Annotated in this window: 21 protein-coding genes; 3 read left to right on the forward strand and 18 right to left on the reverse strand. The window is 48.1% G+C overall.

Annotated features, from left to right (window positions below; genetic code table 11):
* Positions 1–98 precede the first annotated feature (98 nt).
* The 3 genes from BN1234_RS18160 to BN1234_RS18170 all read right to left on the reverse strand — a co-directional run bounded on the left by BN1234_RS18160 (position 99) and on the right by BN1234_RS18170 (position 3,882).
* Positions 99–1,460, reverse strand: coding sequence for an FAD-dependent oxidoreductase (locus tag BN1234_RS18160; RefSeq protein WP_054958063.1), 1,362 nt, complete (start codon positions 1,458–1,460; stop codon positions 99–101).
* A 200-nt stretch (positions 1,461–1,660) separates the two neighbouring features.
* Positions 1,661–2,140 (reverse strand): glutathione peroxidase, encoded by a 480-nt coding sequence (locus tag BN1234_RS18165; RefSeq protein WP_054958064.1) that lies wholly within the window; start codon positions 2,138–2,140, stop codon positions 1,661–1,663.
* Positions 2,137–3,882: an ATP-binding protein gene (locus BN1234_RS18170; RefSeq protein WP_054958065.1), complete on the reverse strand. Its 1,746-nt coding sequence runs from the start codon at positions 3,880–3,882 to the stop codon at positions 2,137–2,139. The genes BN1234_RS18165 and BN1234_RS18170 overlap by 4 nt, the downstream gene beginning before the upstream one ends.
* Positions 3,883–4,111: 229 nt before the next feature.
* Between BN1234_RS18170 and BN1234_RS18175 the strand changes: the two genes are divergently transcribed.
* Positions 4,112–4,654, forward strand: a complete 543-nt coding sequence (locus tag BN1234_RS18175; RefSeq protein WP_054958066.1) for a hypothetical protein — start codon at positions 4,112–4,114, stop codon at positions 4,652–4,654.
* Between the two features lie 34 nt (positions 4,655–4,688).
* On the opposite strand, the gene BN1234_RS18180 is transcribed toward BN1234_RS18175, so the two are convergent.
* The 3 genes from BN1234_RS18180 to BN1234_RS18190 all read right to left on the reverse strand — a co-directional run bounded on the left by BN1234_RS18180 (position 4,689) and on the right by BN1234_RS18190 (position 8,053).
* Positions 4,689–5,924 carry a hypothetical protein gene (locus tag BN1234_RS18180; protein ID WP_054958067.1) on the reverse strand — a complete coding sequence of 412 codons (1,236 nt, stop codon included), beginning with the start codon at positions 5,922–5,924 and terminating at the stop codon, positions 4,689–4,691.
* Between the two features lie 126 nt (positions 5,925–6,050).
* Positions 6,051–6,398, reverse strand: a complete 348-nt coding sequence (locus BN1234_RS18185; protein WP_054958068.1) for a DUF3243 domain-containing protein — start codon at positions 6,396–6,398, stop codon at positions 6,051–6,053.
* A 98-nt stretch (positions 6,399–6,496) separates the two neighbouring features.
* The gene (locus BN1234_RS18190; protein ID WP_170308081.1) at positions 6,497–8,053 is read right to left on the reverse strand and encodes a DEAD/DEAH box helicase; all 1,557 of its coding nucleotides are present in this window, start codon (positions 8,051–8,053) and stop codon (positions 6,497–6,499) included.
* Positions 8,054–8,189: 136 nt separating this feature from the next.
* On the opposite strand from BN1234_RS18190, the gene BN1234_RS18195 reads away from it, so the two are divergent.
* Entirely contained in the window at positions 8,190–8,747 is a 558-nt protein-coding gene (locus BN1234_RS18195) for a hypothetical protein (RefSeq protein ID WP_054958070.1), read from the forward strand.
* Between the two features lie 9 nt (positions 8,748–8,756).
* On the opposite strand, the gene BN1234_RS18200 is transcribed toward BN1234_RS18195, so the two are convergent.
* The 10 genes from BN1234_RS18200 to BN1234_RS18245 form a co-directional block, all read right to left on the reverse strand.
* On the reverse strand, positions 8,757–10,427 hold the full coding sequence (locus BN1234_RS18200) for an ABC1 kinase family protein (RefSeq protein ID WP_054958071.1): 1,671 nt from the start codon (positions 10,425–10,427) through the stop codon (positions 8,757–8,759).
* Positions 10,428–10,745, reverse strand: coding sequence for a phasin family protein (locus BN1234_RS18205; protein WP_054958072.1), 318 nt, complete (start codon positions 10,743–10,745; stop codon positions 10,428–10,430).
* 136 nt (positions 10,746–10,881) lie between these two features.
* Positions 10,882–11,520 carry a ThuA domain-containing protein gene (locus BN1234_RS18210; RefSeq protein ID WP_054958073.1) on the reverse strand — a complete coding sequence of 213 codons (639 nt, stop codon included), beginning with the start codon at positions 11,518–11,520 and terminating at the stop codon, positions 10,882–10,884.
* Between the two features lie 440 nt (positions 11,521–11,960).
* Entirely contained in the window at positions 11,961–13,424 is a 1,464-nt protein-coding gene (locus BN1234_RS18215; protein ID WP_054958074.1) for a catalase, read from the reverse strand.
* 157 nt (positions 13,425–13,581) lie between these two features.
* Positions 13,582–14,412, reverse strand: coding sequence for a winged helix-turn-helix domain-containing protein (locus BN1234_RS18220; protein WP_054958075.1), 831 nt, complete (start codon positions 14,410–14,412; stop codon positions 13,582–13,584).
* Positions 14,388–14,783, reverse strand: coding sequence for a Fur family transcriptional regulator (locus BN1234_RS18225; RefSeq protein ID WP_054958076.1), 396 nt, complete (start codon positions 14,781–14,783; stop codon positions 14,388–14,390). Before BN1234_RS18225 ends, BN1234_RS18220 begins: the two co-directional genes overlap by 25 nt.
* Before the next feature lie 166 nt (positions 14,784–14,949).
* On the reverse strand, positions 14,950–15,888 hold the full coding sequence (locus BN1234_RS18230; RefSeq protein ID WP_054958077.1) for an aldo/keto reductase family protein: 939 nt from the start codon (positions 15,886–15,888) through the stop codon (positions 14,950–14,952).
* Positions 15,889–15,965: 77 nt separating this feature from the next.
* Positions 15,966–17,075, reverse strand: a complete 1,110-nt coding sequence (locus BN1234_RS18235; protein ID WP_156337269.1) for a Ger(x)C family spore germination protein — start codon at positions 17,073–17,075, stop codon at positions 15,966–15,968.
* Positions 17,072–18,184, reverse strand: coding sequence for a GerAB/ArcD/ProY family transporter (locus tag BN1234_RS18240; protein WP_054958078.1), 1,113 nt, complete (start codon positions 18,182–18,184; stop codon positions 17,072–17,074). The genes BN1234_RS18235 and BN1234_RS18240 overlap by 4 nt, the downstream gene beginning before the upstream one ends.
* Complete coding sequence (locus BN1234_RS18245) at positions 18,177–19,538, reverse strand: spore germination protein (RefSeq protein ID WP_054958079.1); 1,362 nt, start codon at positions 19,536–19,538, stop codon at positions 18,177–18,179. Before BN1234_RS18245 ends, BN1234_RS18240 begins: the two co-directional genes overlap by 8 nt.
* A 192-nt stretch (positions 19,539–19,730) precedes the next feature.
* Between BN1234_RS18245 and BN1234_RS18250 the strand changes: the two genes are divergently transcribed.
* Complete coding sequence (locus BN1234_RS18250; RefSeq protein ID WP_054958080.1) at positions 19,731–21,281, forward strand: FAD-dependent oxidoreductase; 1,551 nt, start codon at positions 19,731–19,733, stop codon at positions 21,279–21,281.
* A gap of 129 nt (positions 21,282–21,410) precedes the next feature.
* Here the strand turns inward: BN1234_RS18250 and BN1234_RS18255 are convergent, their stop codons facing one another.
* Entirely contained in the window at positions 21,411–21,863 is a 453-nt protein-coding gene (locus BN1234_RS18255; protein WP_054958081.1) for a hypothetical protein, read from the reverse strand.
* Positions 21,864–21,994: 131 nt separating this feature from the next.
* Positions 21,995–24,220 carry an MMPL family transporter gene (locus BN1234_RS18260; protein WP_054958082.1) on the reverse strand — a complete coding sequence of 742 codons (2,226 nt, stop codon included), beginning with the start codon at positions 24,218–24,220 and terminating at the stop codon, positions 21,995–21,997.
* Positions 24,221–24,224 lie beyond the last annotated feature (4 nt).

The raw sequence follows: 24,224 nt of genomic DNA on the forward strand, positions 1-24,224 counted from the left end.
CCCCGGATTTCAACAATGATTACACCATTCACAAGAAATCTGGGGACAACAGTGATCGGAAGAATGATCCGCATTCGTAGTGATGCCGAATGCATCAATTACACATGAGCCGGCTCCGGAGCCTTGATCTCAGGCAGTGCTGCAAGTCCAGCCGAGTTCAGGAAGTTCCAGGGTTTGTTGTAATGGGGCTGGAAGAAGAAATCGACGAAGGCTAACTGGTCGATGGTCATCCTGTTTTGAATACATACCGACAAGGTATTCATCGATTGTGTAAGCTCGGCTTCCGAGATGATTTGGGCACCCACCATACGGCGGCTATCTTTATCAAATACGACTTTCAGGGTTACGGATTCGGAGGAAGGCATGAATTCCGGGCGATAATGATCGGTTATCGTGACGGAATCCACGTTCAGCCTCTCCTCCTTACATGCTCCTTCCGTGAGCCCTGTGGATGCAATATTCAAATGGTATATTTTCAGACCTGAAGTTCCTTGTGTCCCCAGATATTCTGTTGTCGGTGTCACAAGATTCCGCGCTACAAGCGTTCCCATTCGAACGGCATTGGTTGCAAGCGGAATATAAGCGTTCTTTCCGGTTGGGTTATAATGGACCGAGCAGCTGTCTCCGGCAGCGAATACATCCTTTTTGCTCGTCTGCATATACTTATTAACGATAATGGCTCCGTTCGGAAGCATATCCACTTGACCCTTCATGAGCTCCGTATTAGGACGGAAGCCAATGCAGAGAATAACCAGATCTGTTTCAATTTCACCTTTGTCTGTAATGACGCGGCTGACTTTACCGTTTTGCCCCTGGAACGATTCTACCGTTTGACCGAGTGCCAGCTGAATCCCTTTCTTCCGGAATGCTTCCTCAATCTTGTCGCTGAATTCAGCATCCAGATACTTATTCAGAACGCGCTCCTCACTGTCAATCAAGGTGACCTGCTTGCCGTTCGCCTGAAATGCCTCTACAAGCTCAACTCCAATATATCCTGCTCCTACAACGGTAATATGATTCGCATGCTGGGCTTTTTCGATGATAAGATTGGAGTGGCTGTAGTTCTTCGCTAACAAAACATGTTCAAGATCAATCCCTTCCAGCTTGGGCACAATCGGCCACGAGCCCGTCGTGACAATTAATTTGTCGTAAGCGTCCTCGAAGGTTTCACCGTCCTCCATGCGCCTTACCTGCAGGATCTTCCGGTCTGTATCGACCTTTATTACTTCATGAAGCATCCTGGTGTTCACACCAAGCCCAGCGAGCTTCTCTGGCGAAGAGTAGAACAACCCGGCAGCATCCTTAACAAGGCCACCCACATATAACGCGATACCGCAGGACAGAAAAGAAATGTTATCATTGCGCTCATACACGGTAATTTCAGCATCCGGATACAGCTTGGCAGTATTCACAATAGCTGCTGTTCCCGCATGGGTACATCCAATGACTGCTACCTTCATGATTAGTTCCTCCTCAGCATGGGTTCGGTATTTAATATGGTCTTTTTACGGTACAATCATGCTTGATTTTGTGAATTATTTCACGTTATTAATTAACTGGCATCCCGGCTTCATTGTTAACATGACAAAAAACCACCGGAAGATCATAAAGATCGTATCCGATGGTTATATGAAAAGAAAGTTAATCCGTAGTAACGGCATTAAGCGAGCAGAGCTTCAATCGATTCTTTCATGGATTCCGGTGTTTCCCTAGGCTCAAAACGACCGACTACCTCTCCATCCCGGTTCACAAGGAATTTCGTGAAATTCCATGCGATTTCTCCCTGTGGAGCATCACCCGGCTGTGCTTCCTTTAAATAACGAAACAACGGATGCGCTTCTTCACCGTTGACATCGACTTTAGCGAATACCGGGAAGGTTACACCGTAGTTCATCTGGCAGAACGAGGCCGCTTCTTCACTTGTACCCGGCTCCTGCGCTCCGAACTGATTGCACGGGAAGCCCAGCACCTCAAATCCCTGATCCCGGTACTGGTCAGCCAATTTCTGAAGTTCTCCATATTGCGGTGTCAGACCGCATTTACTGGCTGTATTCGCAATCAGCAGTACTTTACCCTTGTAGCTCTCCATGGAGATTTCCTGTCCTGATGCATTCGGCGCACTCATTTCATAAAACGTCATGATTCATTCCTCCCCCGGATTATATAGGTTTCTAATGCATCACATGCCTCTTCATAGGCTGGAAACAGCAGCTCCATCGTATCCTGACAGATGTCCATCCGGCCTTCATTGGCTGACTGTTCAATTCGGGATAACAGATTGGAGAAATGCACAATGCCCAGGCTCAGGCTGCTTGATTTCAGTTTATGAGCCAGGGCCGAGACACTTTCACTTTCATTATTTAATAAATGCTGCCGCAAATCCTGTAACTTACCCGGCGTATCCTCTGTGTACATCTGAAAAAGGACGGACAGCAAATCGCTCTCATCATCCTCATTCAATTCCTGAATTTCATGAATAACCTCTTCATCCAGAACGGTATGCTCCGTGACTGCAGGCAGCCATTTTTGCAGCAGCTCAGACAGTGATTGCAGGCTGACGGGCTTTAAGATATAATCGTCCATCCCCGCATTCAGGCACTGCTCCCGGATATATTCGCCGTCCAGGCCCGTCAGCGCTATAATCCGTGCATGTCCACACTGCATTTCCCGTTCCAGCTCTCTGATTCTTTTGGCAGCCTCTAACCCGCTGATCTTCGGCATCATATGATCCATAAAAATCAAAGCGTAGTTCTTTTCGGTTACCGCTTGAACCGCCTCTTCCCCATTCCCCACTGAGTCGATATGTTGAATGCCCAGTTTGCGCAGCAGCATGATGATCACTTGACGACTAATCGGCTGATCTTCAACCACCAGAACAGGGAGTGAGACATGATATGACGCCTTATTATGAGGCTCTTCCAGCTCTTCCAGCTCCCCCGGATAATCAGCCGCTTCACTATCTTCGGCTGATATCATATTACGATCTCCTTTGCGGAGCTTCAGCTCAAACCAGAAACTCGAGCCTTTCCCTGGCTCACTAACGACTCCGATCCTCCCCTGCATGAGCTCCACAAATAATTTGCATATAAAAAGTCCCAAACCGGTGCCGCCATATTGAAGGGAACTACCTTCGGCGGTCTGTATATACGGTTGGAACAATTTGCTCTGGTCTTCGGGAGATATACCAATCCCCGTATCCTTCATCTCAAACCGCAGATACTGAGAATCCGGCAAATCCTCTAACAGGATAATTCGAAGGCTGATATGACCATGGCTGGTAAATTTATTCGCATTGGTTAATAAATTCAGAATAATTTGAGTTATTCGTCCAGTATCGCCGATCAGATTATCGTCTATTCCCTCATCTATATGAGAAGCTAATATATTACCATTGTCTTTAACTTGGACTTCGAGCAGCTTAAAAATATATTCAACCACAGCTTTCAGCCGAACCGGTTCAAACCTTAGTTCCATTTTGCCTGCATTTATTTCGGACAAGTCCAGCAGGTCATTAATCATGTTCAGCAGCAATCCAGCTGAGTTTTTTATAACGTTCACCTTTTCTCTCTGTGACTCTGACAGATCCTCACTCTCCAATAACTCGGTCATTCCCATAATGCCGCTAATTGGAGTTCTGATCTCGTGACTGATCAGGGCAAGAAGCATGCTTTCATCTTCATTAGTATGTTCAGATGCATTTCGGGCTTCCCGAAGCTCTTTGTTCATCTTAACACACTTATTCTGAAAGGCTAGCAATTCACTAATCATTACCGAGAACTCATTGGACGCTTTCTCTTCGTGGGCTTTAATGCGTACAATTGGGTCTGATAGGCGTTCTGACGTCTTTCGCAGATCATTTATTTCATTGTTTGATGGCTGCAAGGGACTGCCCCCTTTCTTGAAGCCGCTCCGTTTCTCAATAACAGGCCGAAATATTATTAGAAGAATGTGGATTCTAGTATTATAGCTTAATTTGGAATATAATTCGAATTATAGCAAAATGGCTTCATCTAATACGAAATAAAAGACATATCAAAACAGGGTTTAGATTTCAGATCTGTGGGGTATTGGATTCCATATAACCCGTATTAATCATGATTGGAGCTGTGTCATGAAATTGTATCCTGAGATGTTTCTTTCTATCTGGCACCTGGCTGTGCTCATTTTTGTGCTCATTGCATTCATCGCCATGGTTGTTGGAGGCTACGACAAACGGACCATCCTAAGAAGCACCGGGGGCTCGCTCATTATCTTCTACATCATCGTTACGATCCCGGTCGCCTTATTTACGGAGCAAAGCTTATATCAAAAAGACACCATGATTAGCGGACTGGATCAGCGTTTTGAAGAGAACAAGGAAATGATCTCAAGCACTTCAGCTCTGGAGTCCTATATCAAGGTTCATATAGGGGCATTCCAGGCTAAGGATGAAGATCGTTCAAAAGTGCTTGTCTATGCCGGGAACTATCATGAAAGTGAGTCTTACTCCGGCAGCTTATATGTAGTGCTGGTCGATCACGATGGGAATGAAGTGTTTGCCAAAACCTATGAAGAAATCACATTAAAGCCAGGCGAGAAAAAAGAAATCGAATCCACCTTCACAACACAACCGATGGATACCTTCAGGTATAACTTTAAAGCGCAGTCCCGTTAAGAGGGACTGCGCTTTAAATATGGTTTATGCCGAGTTAGCGGTATATTCTAGGTTCTCCCTGACCAGGCCTCGATTCTGCAGCCGTATGGCTTGCGGTATCCTTCCTGGCATCTCTGCCGCGCCGCAAGTATTTGATGGAAAAGTATGTAATCCATATCAGTGCTGAATAGAATACGATACTTACGGTTATACCCGCTGTAATCTGATAGAGCGGATGCGTTTCATCCTCCGGGGAGTCTATATTTACCGCCACCGCCACAACGACCGAAGCAAGCTGATAAATAATCATCTGCAGCCAGCGCATCCGTTTCACAAGCAAGAAGAACAAGATGCTGGTGAGGACCACCATGAGTACCGGGTAGAGCATTCCTTCAGGATTGATGGTTCCCCGGTCCGCTTCATACATCATCCAGCGGCTTAGCCCATATTGAAGCGGAAGGACAAGCCAGGCTAGCAGGCCAATGTTACCCAGTGCAGACTTTTTCTTTTTTTCGAGTTCCGCATTTTCTAATTGCTTCATTTGATCTTCAAGCTCAGCAAGCTCCTCATCCGTAAGTTCCCGCTCACTCTCTCTTGAGATCAATTCTTCCGAATACGGTCTGAACTCTCTTTCAATATTGCCGTCAAATACAGCCGGAGCCTTATCTTCATCCCCCTTTAGCAAGTCTCCGAGCGATTCGTCCGCGGAGTCACTGACTACAATAGAGGATAACCACAAGGGAATATTATAGGATGCCAAAGCCTCCAGCCAGCGGTTAGCGCCCATGAATTCAATGAAGGGTATGGTCAATACCTTTTGCTGCAAACCCTTCTTATGTATGAGATGGAGAACGGGAAAAAGCTCGAACATGGGCGCCTTTTCTGTCATGGTTGTTTTTTTATAGGCATAACTGTACTGCTGCAGATGCCGCCCGTAATAAATCTCCTGAATATCCCGAATTTCTATGGAGCCTTGATCCGCTTCCTTCGTCTTCCGGTCCCATATGATGTATTCGATCCTGTCTTCATACATCGCATAGCTATTCGTGTGGCGGTTGTGCCAGACCCGCTCCTTCAAACTGCGATAACTTTTAATGAAAATGATAAGCCCGAAGGGTAAGGCGAGCAATGTCAGCCCCATCCATCCGGATGGCCATAAAGACAGCAGAACAATCGGTCCTGCAACCAGTGCAATCCCCAGCAGCATTGCTATGGTCATCATTTCAAATGTCAGAATCCAATAAAAAGGCTGCATCCTCGGCTGCTGGTGCTCATGAATCTTCAGTGACATTCAGGCAACTCCTTTTATATATTTTCGAAATGTGATTTAAATCATATAAACACATTCTAAGTATACACTAAAAAATCCTCCCCCGGCCTGGCCGGAGAAGGATTTAGGGAAGCATTTGCTGATTTACTAGGCACTCCCGCCTTGAGCCAGCTTGACCAGCAGATGAGCAAGCTGATGCTGCTCCTCTTTCGTGCCGACTTTCCACAGCTCTTGCAGCAGTTTCTCTTCGCTGTTGCGCGGTTCCTCGTTAGCTGCCAAATATCCAGCCACTTTCTCGGCGGCTCGTGCAACCTGTTCCTCACTCAGACCAATGCTCTGAGCAAGTTGAATCCGCTTATGCAAGTACGATTTGAAGGAATCAAAGTTGGCTAGAATGCGATCCTTCTCCCCATCATCCATCCGGTTTATTGCGTCGTCCATTTTGTTCATATCCAGTTCGCCGTTTTTATTCACTACATGATTATGTTCAGACATGGTAACGCCTCCTGTTTTGATTTCAGAATGGTATTGTATTGTACTTAACCTTCCCTCATTTACCTGAATCAATGAATTTACAATTAATTCCTCAGGGGTTAGCGGTTACGCCCGCGGCGTCCCCCACCCTGATTCTGACCGCCTTGACGACGTTCGGAACTGCTGCGGCTCCGCTCATTTGAGCTGCGTCCGTCCGCATTTCTGCCTCGGCCTGCGCCCTCCTGAGCCTTGCGGCCAGAGCCTGTCCCTCCCTGTTTCCAGCCGCCTGCACCTGCGCTCTTGCCATTCGCTCTTGCGCCCGGCATATTGTCCTGTCTGCGGTTATTCCCTTTACGGGCGCTCCCGGTACCCGCCGATCTTTCGCTCCGGCCATCCTCACGCCCAGCGGAAATATCCCGGCCTCGTCCATTACGGCTGCCACTACTGCTTCGGTCCGAAGCTGAGCGATCCCGATCCCTCGATGACCCGGATGCGGATCTGCGTGATTTGCCTCCGCCCATGCTGCTGCCTGATCCGAAGGACTCGCGGAACTCACCGCTTGATCCTTCCCACCGCACACGCTTTAGACGCAAGGAGATTCCGTGCTCAATACGCTCCAGATCGCCGCGATCCTTCGGAGCCGCGAATGTCACAGCTACACCCTTGCCGCCAGCGCGGCCTGTCCGGCCAATTCTGTGGATATAGCTTTCCACATCATGCGGCATATCATAGTTAAATACGTGGGTAACCCCTTCAACATCAAGTCCTCGTGCAGCGACATCTGTTGCAACCAGGAGCTGAAGCTTGGCTTCGCGGAACCGTTTCATGACAGCTTCCCGTTTCGCTTGGGATAGATCACCGTGAAGCTCGTCAGTTTGGTAGCCATACGCCAGCAGCGCATCATTCAATGTGGACGCCCGGCGCTTCGTCCGGCAGAAAATAATCGCCAGATATGGACGATACTCCTCGATCATGCCTCGCAGGGCATCCTGCTTCGTCCGGTCACTGCATTCAACCACGATCTGCTTGATCTGCTCGATTGGAATAGGAGATGCACCTTTTACAACGATGTCCTCCGGCTCAATCATATAATTGCCTGCCAGCTGCTTGACGCCATCCGGCATGGTTGCCGAGAAGAGCATCGTCTGGCGGCGGTACGGAAGTGCAGCAATGACGGTTTCAACTTCGTCCAGAAATCCCATATGAAGCATCTGGTCAGCCTCATCCAGCACCAGCTGCTTTACTCCGCCAAGCTCAAGCGTACCGCGGCGCAAGTGATCGAGTATTCTTCCCGGTGTACCAATAATGAGGTGACGGCCACCCTCCAGCTTACGCAGCTGCTTCTCCACGTCCTGACCGCCATATACAGCCAGAATCTTCAATTCGGTTCCTGAGGTAAGCTTCCGTGCTTCTTCAGTAATTTGAAGCGCCAGCTCACGCGTAGGCGCGATGATCAGCGCTTGCGGATATGCTCGTTTTGGGTCTATGCGCTGTAAAATCGGCAGCATAAAGGCAAGTGTTTTACCTGTCCCCGTGCGTGCACGGGCAATGACGTCCTTGCCTTTCAGCAGCGGCGGTATGCTCTCCAGCTGTACCGGCGTCGGCACGGCAATTCCTTGTTCTTTTAGCGTCCGTACCCATTGTTCGTCTATGCCCAGTTCTTGAAAGTTTGGCAAACGTTCCACCTCATTTATCATATTTCCCGGTATGGTCAACCGGATTCCAGAATGACACTTGAAAAAGCAAACTGACAAATAGGCCGCCCTCTGTTAATGTAAATATATGTTATCCATAACGTATAGGAGGATCTGTATGAATGCGTTTCAATTTATAATGTCCTTATTCGTGCTGGCACTTCTATTCGGGATCATTAACCTGGTTCTCAATTATGTTTCCCGCCGTGATGGAACAGTGCCTGTTCCAATGCGCATAAAATTATGGCTCATTCCGGTGCTGTCCATGATCATCATTATTCCCGTTTTCATGTTTTCTGTGCTGTTCGCCGTCCTTTTTCACGTGCAAGGCCTATACCAGGAAGCTAGTCTTTCTATGGACCTGGGAAATCTCATCAGCTTCTCTGTTATGGTGCTGCTGGGATTTATCTTCTTCGAAAGCTTTGTGCACCCTATCACCATGGCCTTGCTTCGATTGTGGCTCCGCCGGGATGCAGCTATATACACCAAACAGCTGATCACGATCCTCATAGACACCTGCATACTGTACTTCATTTCTATGATTATCACAGGACTATCAATCGCCGGAATCATGGAGGCTCTATCCATTGCGGTATTCTATCATCTGATAGAATGGCTTCTCATGGGATTCCAGGCCTGGCTTCAGCGCCGTAAGCAGAGCCGTTCTATCGCATGACTTTCTGCCCTAAAACCTTCCCGATTTGAATATGGAGTAGAGCAGCCATAATACCATAAGCAGCGCAACAATAAAACCAATTTCAATGGTCGGAAAGTTCCACAGCATCGTAGGCTGACGGCTTAAGGACGAGCCGATGATCAAGCCGACCATAATGATGCTGAATGCCAACAGCACAATGCTGAACGACAAACGATTGCTGATCTGATCCAGTTTTCGCATAAGAGACTGCAGCTCCGGCACACTAATCTCTACCTTTATTCTGCCTTTGCTGATTAACGCCGACAATTGTTTAGCCTGTCCAGGCAGATCAAGCAGCGTTTCCGAAAGGCTCGCAACACCATCCAGCACCTTGCGTCCGATTCGCTTGGAATTGTATCGTTCTTTAAGCAGCTTCCGGCCAAAAGGCTCAGCCAGATCAAGAATGCTGATCTTCGGGTCCAGCTGCTCGATGACGCCCTCAAGTGTCAGCATTGCCTTTCCAAGCAGTGTCAAATCCGGCGGCAGCACGATCCGGTGACGCTGAGCCACCCCGAACAGATCGCTAATGGCCTTCCCCACTTTGATCTGGTCAAAGGGGAGATCCACATAATCGTTTTTCAACCGCTCTATATCCGATCTTAAGAGCTCCAGATTACAATCATCAGGTACGATTCCCATACGAAGAATCGAGCGGACCATACCCTCCGTACTCCGCCTCATAAGGGCAATAATCAATCCTGACAGATGATCCTTCATTTCCTCGCTCAATTGCCCGACAAGGCCAAAATCCAGGAATACCAGCTTACCGTCCTTCTTCACCAATATATTGCCGGGATGGGGATCGGCATGAAAGAATCCTTCCATAAACATCTGATGAAGCATGCCTTCCGTTAAATGCTCAGCCACAGCCTTCAAGTCATATCCCTTGTCCACAAGCTCCCTGCTTCGGCTGAGCGTAATCCCTTCCACATACTCCATCACCAATACGCGGGATGTGGAGTAATCCCGGTAAACAGCCGGGATTTCAATATATTTACTGTCGACAAACTGGGCTGCAATCCTCTCCGTATTTCGCGCTTCGTGACTGTAATCCATCTCCGTCAACACGGCACGGGCGAATTCATCTACAATCCGGTCGATCTGATATTGCTGCACCCAATCCCAATGCTTCTCTGCCATCGCAGCCATATCTTTAAGGATTTCCAGATCCCTGCCCATTATCTTCTCGACTCCGGGACGCTGTATCTTTATCGCAACGGATTCACCGCTCTTTAACACTCCCGCATGAACCTGGCCAATCGAGGCTGCCGCAATCGGCTCCTCTTCAAATGACCGGAGCACCTGTTCAATAGGTACACCCCATTCCTGTTCAATGAGCGATTTGGCGCTTTCAGAAGAAAATGGCGGCACTTGCTCCTGCAGCTTGACCAATTCCTGGATAATATGGTCAGGCAATAAATCGGAGCGCGTACTTGCTAATTGGCCGAACTTGACGAAGGCAGGACCCAAATCCTCAAGCACTCTCCGAATTCGCTCACCGAGCGAAATGCTCTCCGGCTCCGTGTGGGATATCCATCTAACGGGAAGCGAGAGAATATGAAAGAGCCCCATTTCCTCCACCATATAGCCAAAGCCATGACGCATAAGCGCCATGGCGATTTCCCGGTATCTGCCGGCATGCCTGATGCGAACAGCCATTTATTCGGACCGTGCCCCTTCCAATTCCTCTACCTTCGCCTCCAGAGCTGCAATGCGCTGTTCCAGGCTGGCTACATCACTCTCCGAAGGAACCTCCATGTCTGATAAAGTCCGCTTCACTTGTTCATAAATGATCGCCTTGATCTGGGACTGCTCTTCTTCTCCCCGTTCAATCAAACGGTTAACGAGCGCATTCGATTCTGAAGAAGCCAGCTCGCCCCGTTCCACCAAATCATCCACAATCTTTTCAACTTTTTCCTTACTGATTACGGTTAGACCTAATCCTAATGAGATTGCTTTTTTCAGAAGATCACTCATGGCTTTTTCCTCCCGCTTCTTGTCTTTTTTTCATTATAACCTGATTACGGACAAGAAAAAAACGACATCCTTCTCATTCCCCTGATCATCTCAGGTCCGCACATTCTTGCCCTCTAATTATTATTACCCTGTTCCCTTATCCGGGAAAACGCGATGCCCATTTAGCAGCCTGGGTAATCATGTGTCTGAATGACGGCTGCAGGAAGGACGGCTCATGGTGGCCCGGCATCAAGAATACAACTCTTCCGATTCCATAAGTGTGACACCAGGCGGCTGGCCACTGCTGGCCCTCGTACTCGTATTCCAGAAGCACTGTTTTATCTGTAAACGGATCAAATTTGAAGCGGTATGCTTCTTCCTCCATTTCGAACGGTTCGATGCCTTCTGTAATATCATGTCCTGCTGCTGTCGGTTTGAAGGATAGCTTTTGAATCGGCGGATGACCGTCAAATCGGCCTCCAATTAATTGGGCCAGCTCATATCGGTTTGCCAGTGTAATTCCATTATGAATGACCAGCAGGCCCCCGCCCCCGCTTACGTAAGACAGCAGGCCTGCCGTTTGCTGCGGTGATACCTTTTCGTCCCACAGATCGCTGTATGCGATGCAAAGATCATAGGGATACAGATTGCTTTCCTTGAGCATTTTATGATTCTCAGTGCATTGAACCGTGAACATATCATTCAACAGATGAGAAATTTGTGTATCGATTCCTTGCAGCGGGTGAAATTTGGGATGTGTGTAGCTTCCTAATAAAAGTGCTTTTCGTCTATCCATGGATTGCATCCTCCTTGCTTTCTCATTATGAGCGCTTTTTTAGAGCATTTACTGTCTTATACCCTCTAGCGGCGATCGAAGTGTTTCCTAATATTTCAAACAGACTATTCAGGGCTTCCATCTGTTCCGCAAGCTTCAATATCGCTTCAAATCCGGTCCGGTTATAAAGCTATTTCCAGGCTGGAGCTTACCTGCTGTGTCTTGGTATTTAATACAGTATACTTGGCTTGCCGTTATATATAAAGTCACCCGGGTCTCTTTAAGACTAATGGCCCCCCGCCTGGGATTAAGACTGCACATGTACGCTCTCTATAAAAGGGTCCTTAAACCATACAAATTTAATGCAAGAAATATGCCTGACTTACAGCATCTAAAAAAATAACAGGCCAGTTCAAGAAAAATCCGGAACTGGCCTGTTGTTGATATATAAAAGTCCATTATTATACGCGAGTTGCACCTGGAACAAATGCGCCGACATCGACTCCAAGACCTTCAGCAAGGCGGCCGCCCAGACCAGCATCAGCACGGAAGAAGTTACAGAGCGCACGCAGCTGAATATCCTGCTTCACTTGGCTCAAATCAGATGCCAGATTGCGGAGTAAATGATCTTTTTCCTCAGATGTAAAGGAACGGTACAGTTCACCTGCCTGGGTAAAGTCATCCGCCTTCTCGATCTTTTGGCGTACAGCATACCCTGTCAAAGGCGCGTCACTCTCTCCATACGAAGGATCTTCCACCGGGCCATTGGTGTAGCTGTTCGGCTCATAGTTGATCGGTGAAGGGTCCTGTTTGACATTCATCAGTCCATCACGCTGATGATTCCGTACGGGTGCATAAGGACAGTTAACTGGAATTTGCAAATAGTTCGCGCCGAGACGATGACGCTGTGTATCCGGGTAGGAGAACAATCTGCCCTGAAGCAATTTATCCTCGGACGGCTCAATCCCTGGTACCAACGCACTTGGCGAGAAGGCAGCCTGCTCCACCTCCGCAAAATAGTTCTGCGGATTGCGATTCAAAGTCATGGTGCCGACCGTAACGAATGGGAAAAGATCCTCCGGCCATGTTTTAGTTGGGTCGAGTGGATCAAAGGACAGCTCATCCATCTGATCCGGAGACATCATCTGCACGACCAGACGCCATTTCGGGAAGTTCCCTTCAGCAATGTTCTCTCTCAAATCCCGTGTTGCATGGTTAAAGTCCTGACCCTGCACAACCGGGACTTCATCTGCGCTCAGTGTCTTTACTCCCTGCTGGGATTCCCATTTGTATTTAATGTAGGTGACTTTTCCTTCTGCGTTTACCCATTTGAAGGCGTGAACGCTAAATCCGTCCATTTGCCGGTAGTTTGCAGGCGTGCCGTGGTCTGAAAACAACCAAGTCATCATATGCGTTGACTCTGGCGACAAGGTCATAAAATCCCAGTAACGTCCTGGCTCCTGAATATTCGTCTCCGGGGATGGTTTCAAAGAGTGAACCATATCCGGAAATTTGATCGCATCTCTGATAAAGAAAACCGGAATGTGGTTACCCACAATATCGTAGTTGCCTTCCTCCGTATAAAACTTAACTGCAAAGCCTCTTGGATCACGGGCTGTTTCCGGTGAACCTGCTCCGTGGATTACGGTGGAGAAACGGACAAATACCGGTGTCTCCTGTCCAATTTCTTGTAAAAATGCTGCTCGTGTGTAAGCTTTCATGTTGTTCTCAACCACGAATACTCCATGTGCGCCAGCACCGCGTGCGTGAACGACCCGCTCTGGAATTCGTTCTCTGTCAAAGTGTGCGATCTTTTCGATCAGGTGGTAGTCCTCCAAGAGTGCTGGACCTCTGCGTCCCGCTGTCTTCGAGTTTTGATTATCGGCTACGGGAGCCCCCTGGTTGGTAGTCAAACGTTGATTCATCTATATTTCCTCCAATCAATACAATTGATTTTAGACTTAATCTAAATTTATATATTGATTGTAGCATGGGTCTCATGAGTCATCATGATTATAAGGTGATCCTTAAATGAAGATCAGATGAACACACTTTTACCCTCTAAAAAAGAAAAGGGAGACGTTAATCCGCCAAGCGGTATCCGACTCCTCTGACTGTTGCAATATAACGCGGAGATCCCGCTTTGTCGTTCAGTTTTTTTCGCAAGCTTTTAATATGAACATCAATGACATTGCTGCCTCCCAGAAAATCAGTATCCCAGATTTCACTCATCAGCTCTTCACGCGTTCTAACCGCACCCCCGCTATCCAGCAGCAGGACAAGCAGGTTGTACTCTGTCTTTGTTAAATGAATAGGCATCCGTCCGCGATGAATGGACATCTTATCCCTATCAATACGCAGATCTTTAAATACCTGACCTCTTCCCGCCCTCATGTCCTCAGACGACAACAACGCTTGGGAATTTGCACGAATCGTGCGCTGAATCTGGTACATCATCGTTTCCCTGGAACGAGGTATCCATACCATAAGCTCTTCCTCCAGCAAACTTCCGCTTGCCCGGCTCATCAGTTCCTCGTTTACCAAATATAGGACGGGAATGCTTATGCGATCTCCCGCCGGGTTTAGAAGCTTTCGCTCTTCATCGAATTGTTCGCCGTCCATACATGCCGTCATATCCGCTATAACCAATTCTGTATTCAACGCTGACTGAAGTCCCGGTTCCCACTTCCGCATCATCATAACATCGAAACAGTTCTCGGATAATGTTAGTACAATTTCATGAACACGGCTCGGATTCTTACTGATCATAGCCGCACGGAATAGGGATACAGGGCACTTGTCTTCCGTCTGATCTTCAGAGAGAGGACGACCATGGGGTCTTGCTGCTTGCCAATCCTTCACTCTATAAACCCGGTTCATTCGATCCGTTATTTGTTTCGCTTGGCTTGACACTCTGGACATACCCCCCCAAACACAACATGTGCATGATTAATGATATAACCGGTCTCTTCTGCAACCGTTTTAGTCCATTCTGCAGGGACTTCAGACATCACTTCGTCCACCTTGCCGCAGACTTCACACATAATATGCTGATGCTCATCGGTGCGGGCATCATAGCGGCTTGCACTTTCACCAAGCTTCAATTCACTGATCAACTGTTTATCCGTCAAGTAACGGAGTGAATTATATACCGTACCGTACGCCAGATTATATCCCTTCTCAACCAGCCGGTTCATAATGTCCGCTGCTGTGGGATGATCTTTGGCCTCACGGACAACGTCATAAACAGCCTGCCTTTGCGTTGTTAAGTTTAATGATTTCAAGGTATTCACCCTTTTGATTTATTTTTAGATCAAGTATAAATCCTATTTGTATTCAGGTCAATCTTCTGCCAGGCTACCCGGTTTAGACATAATCAATAAAAAAAGAATGGTGGATTACATTTCTCCACCATTCTTCTTTATTGCAGCAGCTAATAAATATGCCTAATTAGTTCAGTATTTCCTCAATCGCTTGCAGCGTGTCAGCTGACAGCTTGATGCCGGAAGCATTCACATTCTCTTCTACCTGCTCAGGACGGCTGGCCCCGACAAGGGCGCTGGATACATTATTCTGGCGCAAAATCCAGGCAAGAGCCAGCTGACCAACACTGATCCCAAGCTCCTCTGCGATGCGCCCAAGCGCCTGCACCTGGCTGAGCCGCTCATCACTGAGCTTCAGACGATCGGCACCGAGCTTGGAAGCACGGCTATTGCCCGGGATTTGATCCCTGGAGGCATACTTGCCTGTGAGAATCCCTTGTGCCAGCGGTGAATAGACGACCTGTCCAATCCCCTTTTTCTCCCCAAGCGGAATAATCTCTTTCTCGATCTCCCGTTCAAACATATTGTACAGCGGCTGATTGACTACAATCCGGTCCAGAAGGTAGCGGTCAGCTACGGCCAAAGCTTCTTCCATCTGAGCTGCTGTCCACATGCTGACACCGACATACAGCACCTTGCCCTGACGCACGAGGTCATCCAAGGCCCGAAGGGTTTCCTCGACCGGGGTTTCAGGATGGAAACGGTGGCAGTAGTAGAGATCTACATAATCTGTACCAAGCCGTTTCAGGCTGGCATGGCATTGCTCCATGATATGTTTGCGGGAGAGACCCTGATCGTTCGGACCATCGCCCATTTTACCAAAGACTTTGGTAGCCAGCACATAAGATTCACGCGGAAATGCCCTTAATGTCTCTCCAACGACAACCTCGGCTGCTCCTTGCTCATATACATTCGCCGTATCAAAGAAGTTGACGCCCAGGCCATAAGCTGTCTGGATCGACTTTACCGCGTTCTCCCGCTCAACATAACCGCCATAAGTCAACCAGCTGCCCAGACTGATCTCACTCACCTTAAGGCCGCTCTTGCCTAATCTTCTAAACTCCATACAAAAACCTCCTTGTGACAAGAATAGATGCCTTTCTATATTTTAACATCTTCTGGAGCGATGGACAGCTTTATATGTCAGCGGGTGTATCCCGTGGATTTGATCTCGGTTTTGACAATCACATCGAACTGGATTCGAGGATACATCTCCTTCCACTGTTCAACCTCTGAATCATTATTCCAGTGGGTACCGAAGAAACGAAGACCGAATCCCAGCGGATCCAGTTTGGTTGCCTGTACTTTGGTAAGCAGATGTAATACATCTTCCGCAATGCTCTTATCGAATTCTTTCTCAAGCCGAGTGAGGTCCCGGCTGGACAACTCCTCCTCTTCATCCTTCTCTTCCAGAATCCCCTTGATCCGAATCGTGTAGACAATCCGTCCCTTGCCGTGACCATCATCGATAATCTTGAACTTTGAACGGGTGTTTGTAGCGTTCATTTCATAATGATAGCCGTCCAGATTTGTACCTAAGTTCGTTCTCAAATCCTTATAGAGGAGCAGATTGAGCCATTTGGTCTCCTCTGGTGAGAGGATATGCTTTACTTTCTGTTTATCCATCAATGCCACCTTTTTAATGTCGGGTAACGATTCATTTGCCGCTTCGATGACTGGCAAGATCGGGTCCTCCCCTTTCTCTTGAATCCTGCGGGCTAAATCAAAAGAATACACCTTGGTGATGTAAGGGGACTCCGTTCCCTCCTCACTAAGCGCAAGGAATAGAGAGCTGCCGGTAATACGTTCTGATTTAGGCTGAACTCTCAGCACAGCCTCAGCTGTAGGGACCGCAACGGCAGGATGCATGAGCAGCTGGATATCCCTGCGCCGGATGGTCCAATCCTGCATTTTTCGTATTCCTTTACGTGCATAGGCTTCACCGTACAGCACACCTTTACAGTGACTGAAATCAAATTCCTTATCCACTTTAGACTTCGCCTGCCGAATGGCAGCCGCTATATTGCTCGAGTCCTCGGTAATGATCAGTACGTCTCCCTCTCTGGATTTAGGGTCACCGGTTGGGATCGCTATCTTGAAATTGAATCGAAGCAGCTCAGGCTGATCCGGAATGATATCTACCCCAATCGCCACCACAAATAAACGAAGGTCAATATCGCGAAATTCACAGCCACCGGTAATAATGATGGAAGAACACATCAATGTCATCAGAAGCCCTTTGAGCTGCTTCACACCCTCCGCCTCCTCTTCCGCAGAAAATAAAACATCAACCCCAGGACAGCAAACTCACCTGCAAATCGAATATTCAAAAAAGTGACCGCCAGGCTATCCATGATGAATTGATCCGCAAACACCGTGCATGCATATACAAGAGCAGAGAATACGCCGAGGATCCCCCACTCGATTCTTCGCTCCTTGCGCATCCTTTTTCCAGAAGGGGATGAAGTGCTCAGCTGAAATGCTCCCATGATCAGTTCCTTGGAAACATGCCAGTGAATGATCGAATTCATCAAAGAGAGGCACATATAGACCACATAAAATACATAAATCATCCGGTCAATAATAAAATAACGGATTCGCAGCGAATCCACTGTAGAAAAGGCAGGATAGACAGGATTTCCGGATCCTTCAGCACCAAGAAAGCCAATCGGCGCGAACATGGAGACGACAAGCGTGAATAAACCTACTATAAAGAAAAGCCAGATATGCCGGATTCTCACCTTCTTGAATACCCGGTTAAAAATCACCATGTTGATATATCCGGTAAAGATAAAAGTCGCTCCTGCGACCGTTTGATATCTAGGCATGGTCCATAAATAAGTAAAGATTTGCCTAACAGCATCCCATTCAAAGTACGGACTGTTGAATACTCGCCATACCATATAAATAATGAGCGGAACGGTCATGTACAGTACAATCTCCAGTCCGTATAGAATCGATTCTGAATCAAGCCTTGCGCTCACTCCTACCACAATCAAAAAGCCGGCAAGCACGACAAAAGGAGAGACATCCGGACTGATATACCGGATTGTGATATCCACGAATCCGACCAACGTGATGACACTGGACATAAACCAGATACAACCCAACAAGAGCAGCAGCAGCTTGCCAAACCATCTTGGAAGCCCGCTGTTTATAATCTCAGGCAGCCCCTGCTGAGGAAAGCTGCCGATCATTTTGGCGAACAGATAGAGAAGCAGCAGACCCACAGGAATCGAGATGATCACCGAAAGGACAGCGCCGTTATAGCGATCATGGATAAGGATCCGTGGAACATAGTTCACCAGATTGATCAGAGCATTCAATAGAAAGAGGTAAAAGAAATAAATATTTTTAACCATTGTTCCTTCCCTCCTTCGCACTCCTGTCGATGGCAAACATTTTGAAATAAGGCTTGCCGAAACTGCGAAGACTCGCCAGATACATAATCGTGGCAACGATCCCCAGTACGATCCCTACAAGCCCGAACAAGGTCGCCAGAGCAATAAAAAAATATTTCATCACCCGAATGGAAAAGCTCATCATGGTCAAGGGAATCACAAAATTCGTAATGGCAACCGCGGCAACGAGAATAACCATAATATTGCTAACCAGACCCGCCTCTGTAGCGGCTGTCCCCAGAATTAAGCCGCCTACCGTCGTGGCCGTCGGACCGATCGACTTCGGCAGGCGCACACTGGCCTCCATCAAAAACTCCATCGCAAGCAGCATGAACAGCACCTCGACAAAGGACGGATACGGCACCGTCGCCCGGCTGCCCGCAATCAGCAGTGTAATTCGCATCTTCAATATCTCCGGATTATACGAAGTAAAGGCAACGTATAGTGCGGGAAGCATAACCGTCAGAAATAACCCGATATAACGGATGATTTTTAGAAACCACCCGATGGGGGGCAGCTGAATCTGGTCATCCATCGCTGTGAAAAAATCATTAAATATCGCTGGCAGCAATAAAACATAACCTGTCGTATCCATAAGGACAGCAATCTTGCCCTGAGAAAGATTAAGCACTGTGCGGTCAGGCCGCTCACTAAGCATAATCGTGGGAAATAAGCGCATACTTGGCTTCATCGTAAATCGCTCAATTTCCGAAGCGGATTGAATAACCTCTTCATCAATCAGAGATAAGCGGTCTCTCAATTCCTTAAGGACACTATGGTCCACCCGTCGGTCATCATACAAAATTGCGATCCGGGTTCTGGACGTTTTCCCTAAAGTCATATATTCAGATTTCAAATGTGCAGATTGATATCTGCGCCGAACCAGGTTCATATTCGTATCGATATTCTCCGTAAAGGAATCTGTTGGACCCTGAATAACAGCCTCTGTAGCAGCAGGAGATACACCGGATCCCTCCACAAGCAACACATCAAACAGATAGATACTTTCTTTTGTAATAACGGCTGCTTGTCCCTTTAGCAGGCTCTCCAGCAGCTCCTCCCCGCCCTTTGCCTCCTTACTGGAAGGACAGGCTCTGATGTACTCCATATACTCCTGCACATCCAATATTTCATAGAAACGGTTGACCAGGTTCTCGCTAACGATAGAAGGATCACATAAGCTTTTGAAATAAATAAGCTCGATTTCTTTACCTTCATGGATAAGATGGACCTGCTCCGTGTCACCCGTATTCTCCAGCTGCTTCAGCAGCCATTGTCTAGTCTCGCCGGTATCTTCCTTTCGGCTTGCCATCATACCTCTCACCTCATTTATCTGTCCTCATAATCCGTTTCGCGTCGCTTGCTCTTTCATGTAGCCTTTGCAAAATAGTTCCAGTTTATGAGTTATGCACCAAGTTCGTTTCTTTTTTCTCATGAGTGGTAATAATGGAAGACAGGCGAATAACGAGCAGGATTGAAATTCTTATCATAGAGGAGGAACAGTTAGATGAACAATGCTAAAGACAGGCAGCAAGGTCTTCCCCAGTACCCGGAATCACTCTGGAGAGCCACGACAGAACTTCCTTCTTTCCCAAGACTCGCAGAAGATATTGAGACCGATGTAGCCGTAGTAGGTGCAGGGATTACGGGGATCACGACAGCTTATTTACTGGCGAAGCAGGGTAAAAAGGTTGTTCTGCTGGATGCCGGACGGATCCTGGATGGGACAACCGGGTTTACAACGGCCAAGGTAACCGCTCAGCATAGCATGATCTATCATGAGTTTCTTCAGCACTTTGGTGAGGAGAAAACCCGGCTTTATTATGAGGCGAATGAGAAGGCGAAGGACTTTATTCGTGAGCAGGTTCAGAAATGGGGTATAGACTGCGGATTAAAGCAGGAAGATGCCTACATATATACCCAGGATGACGAGATGCGCTCCAAGCTGGAGGATGAATTCAAGGCGTATGAGAAGCTCGGAATACCCGGCGAATGGCTGGAAACCATACCGCTGCCGTTTCCGGTTCGGGGTGCAATTCGAATGCCGGATCAATACCAGTTCCATCCTCTCCAATATTTAAAGCGGATGGTCGAAGAATTCCTCCAGCTCGGCGGGGCTATTTATGAGAATACAACGATCGGGGAAGAGGCTGAAACGGAAGGTCCTATCACGATCAAAACACAGCGGGGCAATCACAGCATTACGTGCCAATTTGCGGTGTCTGCGTCTCACTTCCCTTTCTATGACGGAAAAGGTTTTTATTTTACAAGACTGCATGTGGAGCGTTCTTATGCGATTGCCGTGAAGCCGGAAACGGAATACCCGGGTGGTATGTACCTTAGTGTTGACAGTCCTTCACGGTCTCTCCGGTCGGTTTCCTATAATGGTGAAGAGCTGATTATTGTCGGCGGTGAGAGTCACCCGACCGGCAAGAGCGAATGTACACATCGCCATTACGAGAATCTGGAGACGTTTGCCGGAGAGCTGCTTGGTGCCCGCTCCATCCCGTTCCGCTGGTCTGCACAGGATCTGATTACACTTGATAAGCTGCCTTACATTGGTCCGATTACGTCGAAACAGGACCGTATTCTGGTGGCTACAGGCTTCCGGAAATGGGGAATGACGAACGGAACTGCAGCAGCCTGCATCATTGCCGATCAGATTATGGGCAAGGATAATCCTTATTCCGAGCTGTTCACCCCATCGCGGTTCCAGGCTGACCCTGCACTGAAGACCTTTGTTGTCCAAAATGCAGCTGTGGCCAAAGAGTTTGTATCCGGCAAACTCGAAAGAGCACACAAAAACATTGAAGAAATAGAGCCTGGTGAGGGAACAGTTGTCCGGCATAACGGCAAGCGAGCCGGGGCTTATAAAGATGAAAAGGGGAATCTGTATCTCGTTGACACCACCTGCACTCACCTGGGTTGTGAAACCGAATGGAATGAGGGTGAGCGGTCATGGGACTGCCCTTGTCACGGATCCCGATTTAAATATGACGGAGAAGTCATTGAGGGACCTGCGATTGAACCTTTGAAGAAGCTGGACCTTGAAGACTAGGATATAATAAGTGATTTGGCTAAAGAAAAATGCCATACGAAATATAAAATAAGCAGGCCAAGGGATGAGTGATTCATTCCTTGGCCTGCTCTTTATATCACAACGAGTGTTAAGCCCATTCTGCCTCGCTTAGGCTGTTGCCGGTGCAAGATCCTCCCGGTACGCTTCCAGCGATTGATCGATGATGATGCGGATCATGGCAGGATCAATATCCTGAATCCATGCCAACGCGTTATTCCACGCATTCTCCTCTATTTGCAGCGCAATCTGTTTTCTCTTCAAGTCATCTGTGCAAAAATCCAGCTCATTACACAGCTCCTGCAGACTTGAATCCGCCGCATGCCCGAGCTCGTGAGCAAACACGATGGCAAAGTAATCGTGCACGTGCTCAAGCGACCCAAAAATCTGTAAACACTGTTGTTTAATGACCTCGGTATACATTGTCACGCTGTGCATATTCATCACGTATTTCCCACCGATTAAACGGCCCCCGGGAAAATACGATTCAAGCTTCACCGTAACTTTGCTGCCCGACCGACGAAGTAATTCTGAAACCATTCGGTTCAGTACAGACTTTTTCAAATGCTCATGGCTCCCTTAATAAAGAATACAATTTATTATAAGAGAACCTTATGAAAATATGCAACGAAAACCAATGATTTGTTACAGAAAATGTGAATAATTCGCGTAGCTCGCCAGCTTTCTGCCCGCCGTCAGCCCCGCTGCTGTACGCCTTCATTGCCTGTTTCAGCTGGAGCCTTACCTGGCCAAAATGCTGCCTTGCCAAGCAGACTTGTAATCGCCGGCACGAGAAACGGCCTTACAATAAAGGTATCCAGCAGGACGCCAATCGCCGTAATGACACCAAATTGTACAAGTACCTGAATGGGCAGCGTAGCAAGCACGGCAAAGGTGCCAGCCAGAATCAGGCCTGCGGACGTAATGACAGGTCCCGTCTCATGTACTCCCTCACGGATGGCTTGCTTCAGCGGCATGTGCCGGCTCTTTTTCCAGATGCTTGAGATCATGAAGATATTATAATCCTCGCCAAGCGCAACCAGGAATACGAATGAATACAGCGGAATCGCCCCTTGGATCGCATCCGCGCCCATCCCGTAATGCAGAACGATCCAGCCCAGTCCAAGCGCTGAGAAATAGGAGAGGATTACGGTAAGCACCAAATAAACGGTAGCAACAACAGATCGTAAATACAGCAGAAGCAGCAGCGTAATCATCCCGATGACAATCGGAATAATGAGATACGTATCACGCTCTCCGATCTGCTCGGTGTCATACTGAGCCGCTGTCTGGCCGGAAATCCATACCTTGGATTCAGGGGATGAAATGCCTGCCGCCTGGAGCGCTTCTTCTGCTGTTGCCCGCAGATCAGGAATGTGTTTCATCGCCTCCAGCTCATAAGGATTCATCGTGAACTCCAGATCATACGCGGTGATGTTCGGATTCTGTTCACCTGGAACCGGATCACCCGTTTTACTGATATAAGGAAGAGCGCTTAAGCTCTCTTGTAACTGCGAAACGTCCTTACCCTCCGTATCAACCATCACTTTAACCGGAGCAAGCTCACCCGGTGTAAACTGCTTGCTGATCATATCAAAGCCCTCACGGGAAGACATATCTTTCGGGAAAGACGACATCATATCATACGTAAACTTCACCTGCGGCGTAAAGGCTGCCAGGCCGCCAAGCAGAACAAGTCCTGCCAGAACGACCGTCCAGGGCTTACGAGTCACCAGGCGGCCGATCCAGTTGTCCTTGCGCTCCTTGTGGATTTTCACCGGCTTACCTTTGCTGCGTGCATGTTCCTCCTCCATTTCCGGTGTACGAGGCACGAACGGATAGAACGATGCACGGCCAAATATAGCCAGCATTGCCGGGACGAGTGTAAGACTCGCGATAAACATAACCAGAATGGCAAAACTAAACGGTACAGCAAACCGGTGGTACGCCCCATACCGGGCGAATAACAGGGCAAGCATCGCGATCACAACCGTAATCCCGCTCATGGCGATGGCACCGGAGGATTGCGTAATGGCTTTTAACAGCGCTGCGGTCTTGTTCTTCTCTTCACGCAAGTCCTGGCGGAAACGCGAGATGATAAACAGGCAATAATCCGTTCCGGCTCCGAACAGAAGCACCGTCATGATCGAGATTGCCTGACTATCCACTGTAATCCATCCTTTGTCGGCCATAAAGCCAAGTACCGGGCTGATTACCCCGTAGGCGAAACCGACTGCAACGAGCGGAATGAGTGCCAGAATCGGAGAACGATAAATGAGAAGCAATATAATCAGCACCAGCAATACAGTAGCGATCAGCAGGGAAACATCGGCATTTTTGAACAGCCCTGTTGCATCAACGGAAATACCTGCCGGGCCGGTAACTCTGGCGGCAAGTTCCGATTTACCTATATCCGTGGAGAAGGGGTCCATGCCGAAGATCTGTTCGACCTGAGCCTCTACTGCTGCAATACCTTCCTCCAGCTGTTCTGCACCTGCCGTTGAATCAAAAAACACAGGTGTCACCATGGCACTTCCGTCTTCAGACAATTGAGCCTTCAGTGCAGGCAGCGGCATCTTGTCAAACGGAACAAGGCCCTTCTGATGGGGAGCAGGCTCCTCAGCAAGCTTCGCGAACAGCTCCTGAAAATGTCCCAAATCCTCATCCGTCAATCCGCCTTCTCTCTGCCAGACCAACAAGGCGGGAATCCCTTCACCGCTCGGAAATTCCTGCGCAGCCACAGCTTCGGCCTGAACGGACCAGCTGCTATCCGGCAGGTTCGGTGCATTGTTCTTTTCTTTCTCATTAACCATCGGCCATATGAGATTGAGAACAGCGACCACAGCGATCCATACCACCAGTGTTACCCATTTCGTCTTGGGACCGGCCACCCATCTTCCGTACCCGGTTTGCTCTTTCATCCTC

The organism is Paenibacillus dakarensis (assembly GCF_001373415.1).
GTDB lineage: Bacteria > Bacillota > Bacilli > Paenibacillales > Paenibacillaceae > Paenibacillus_AQ > Paenibacillus_AQ dakarensis.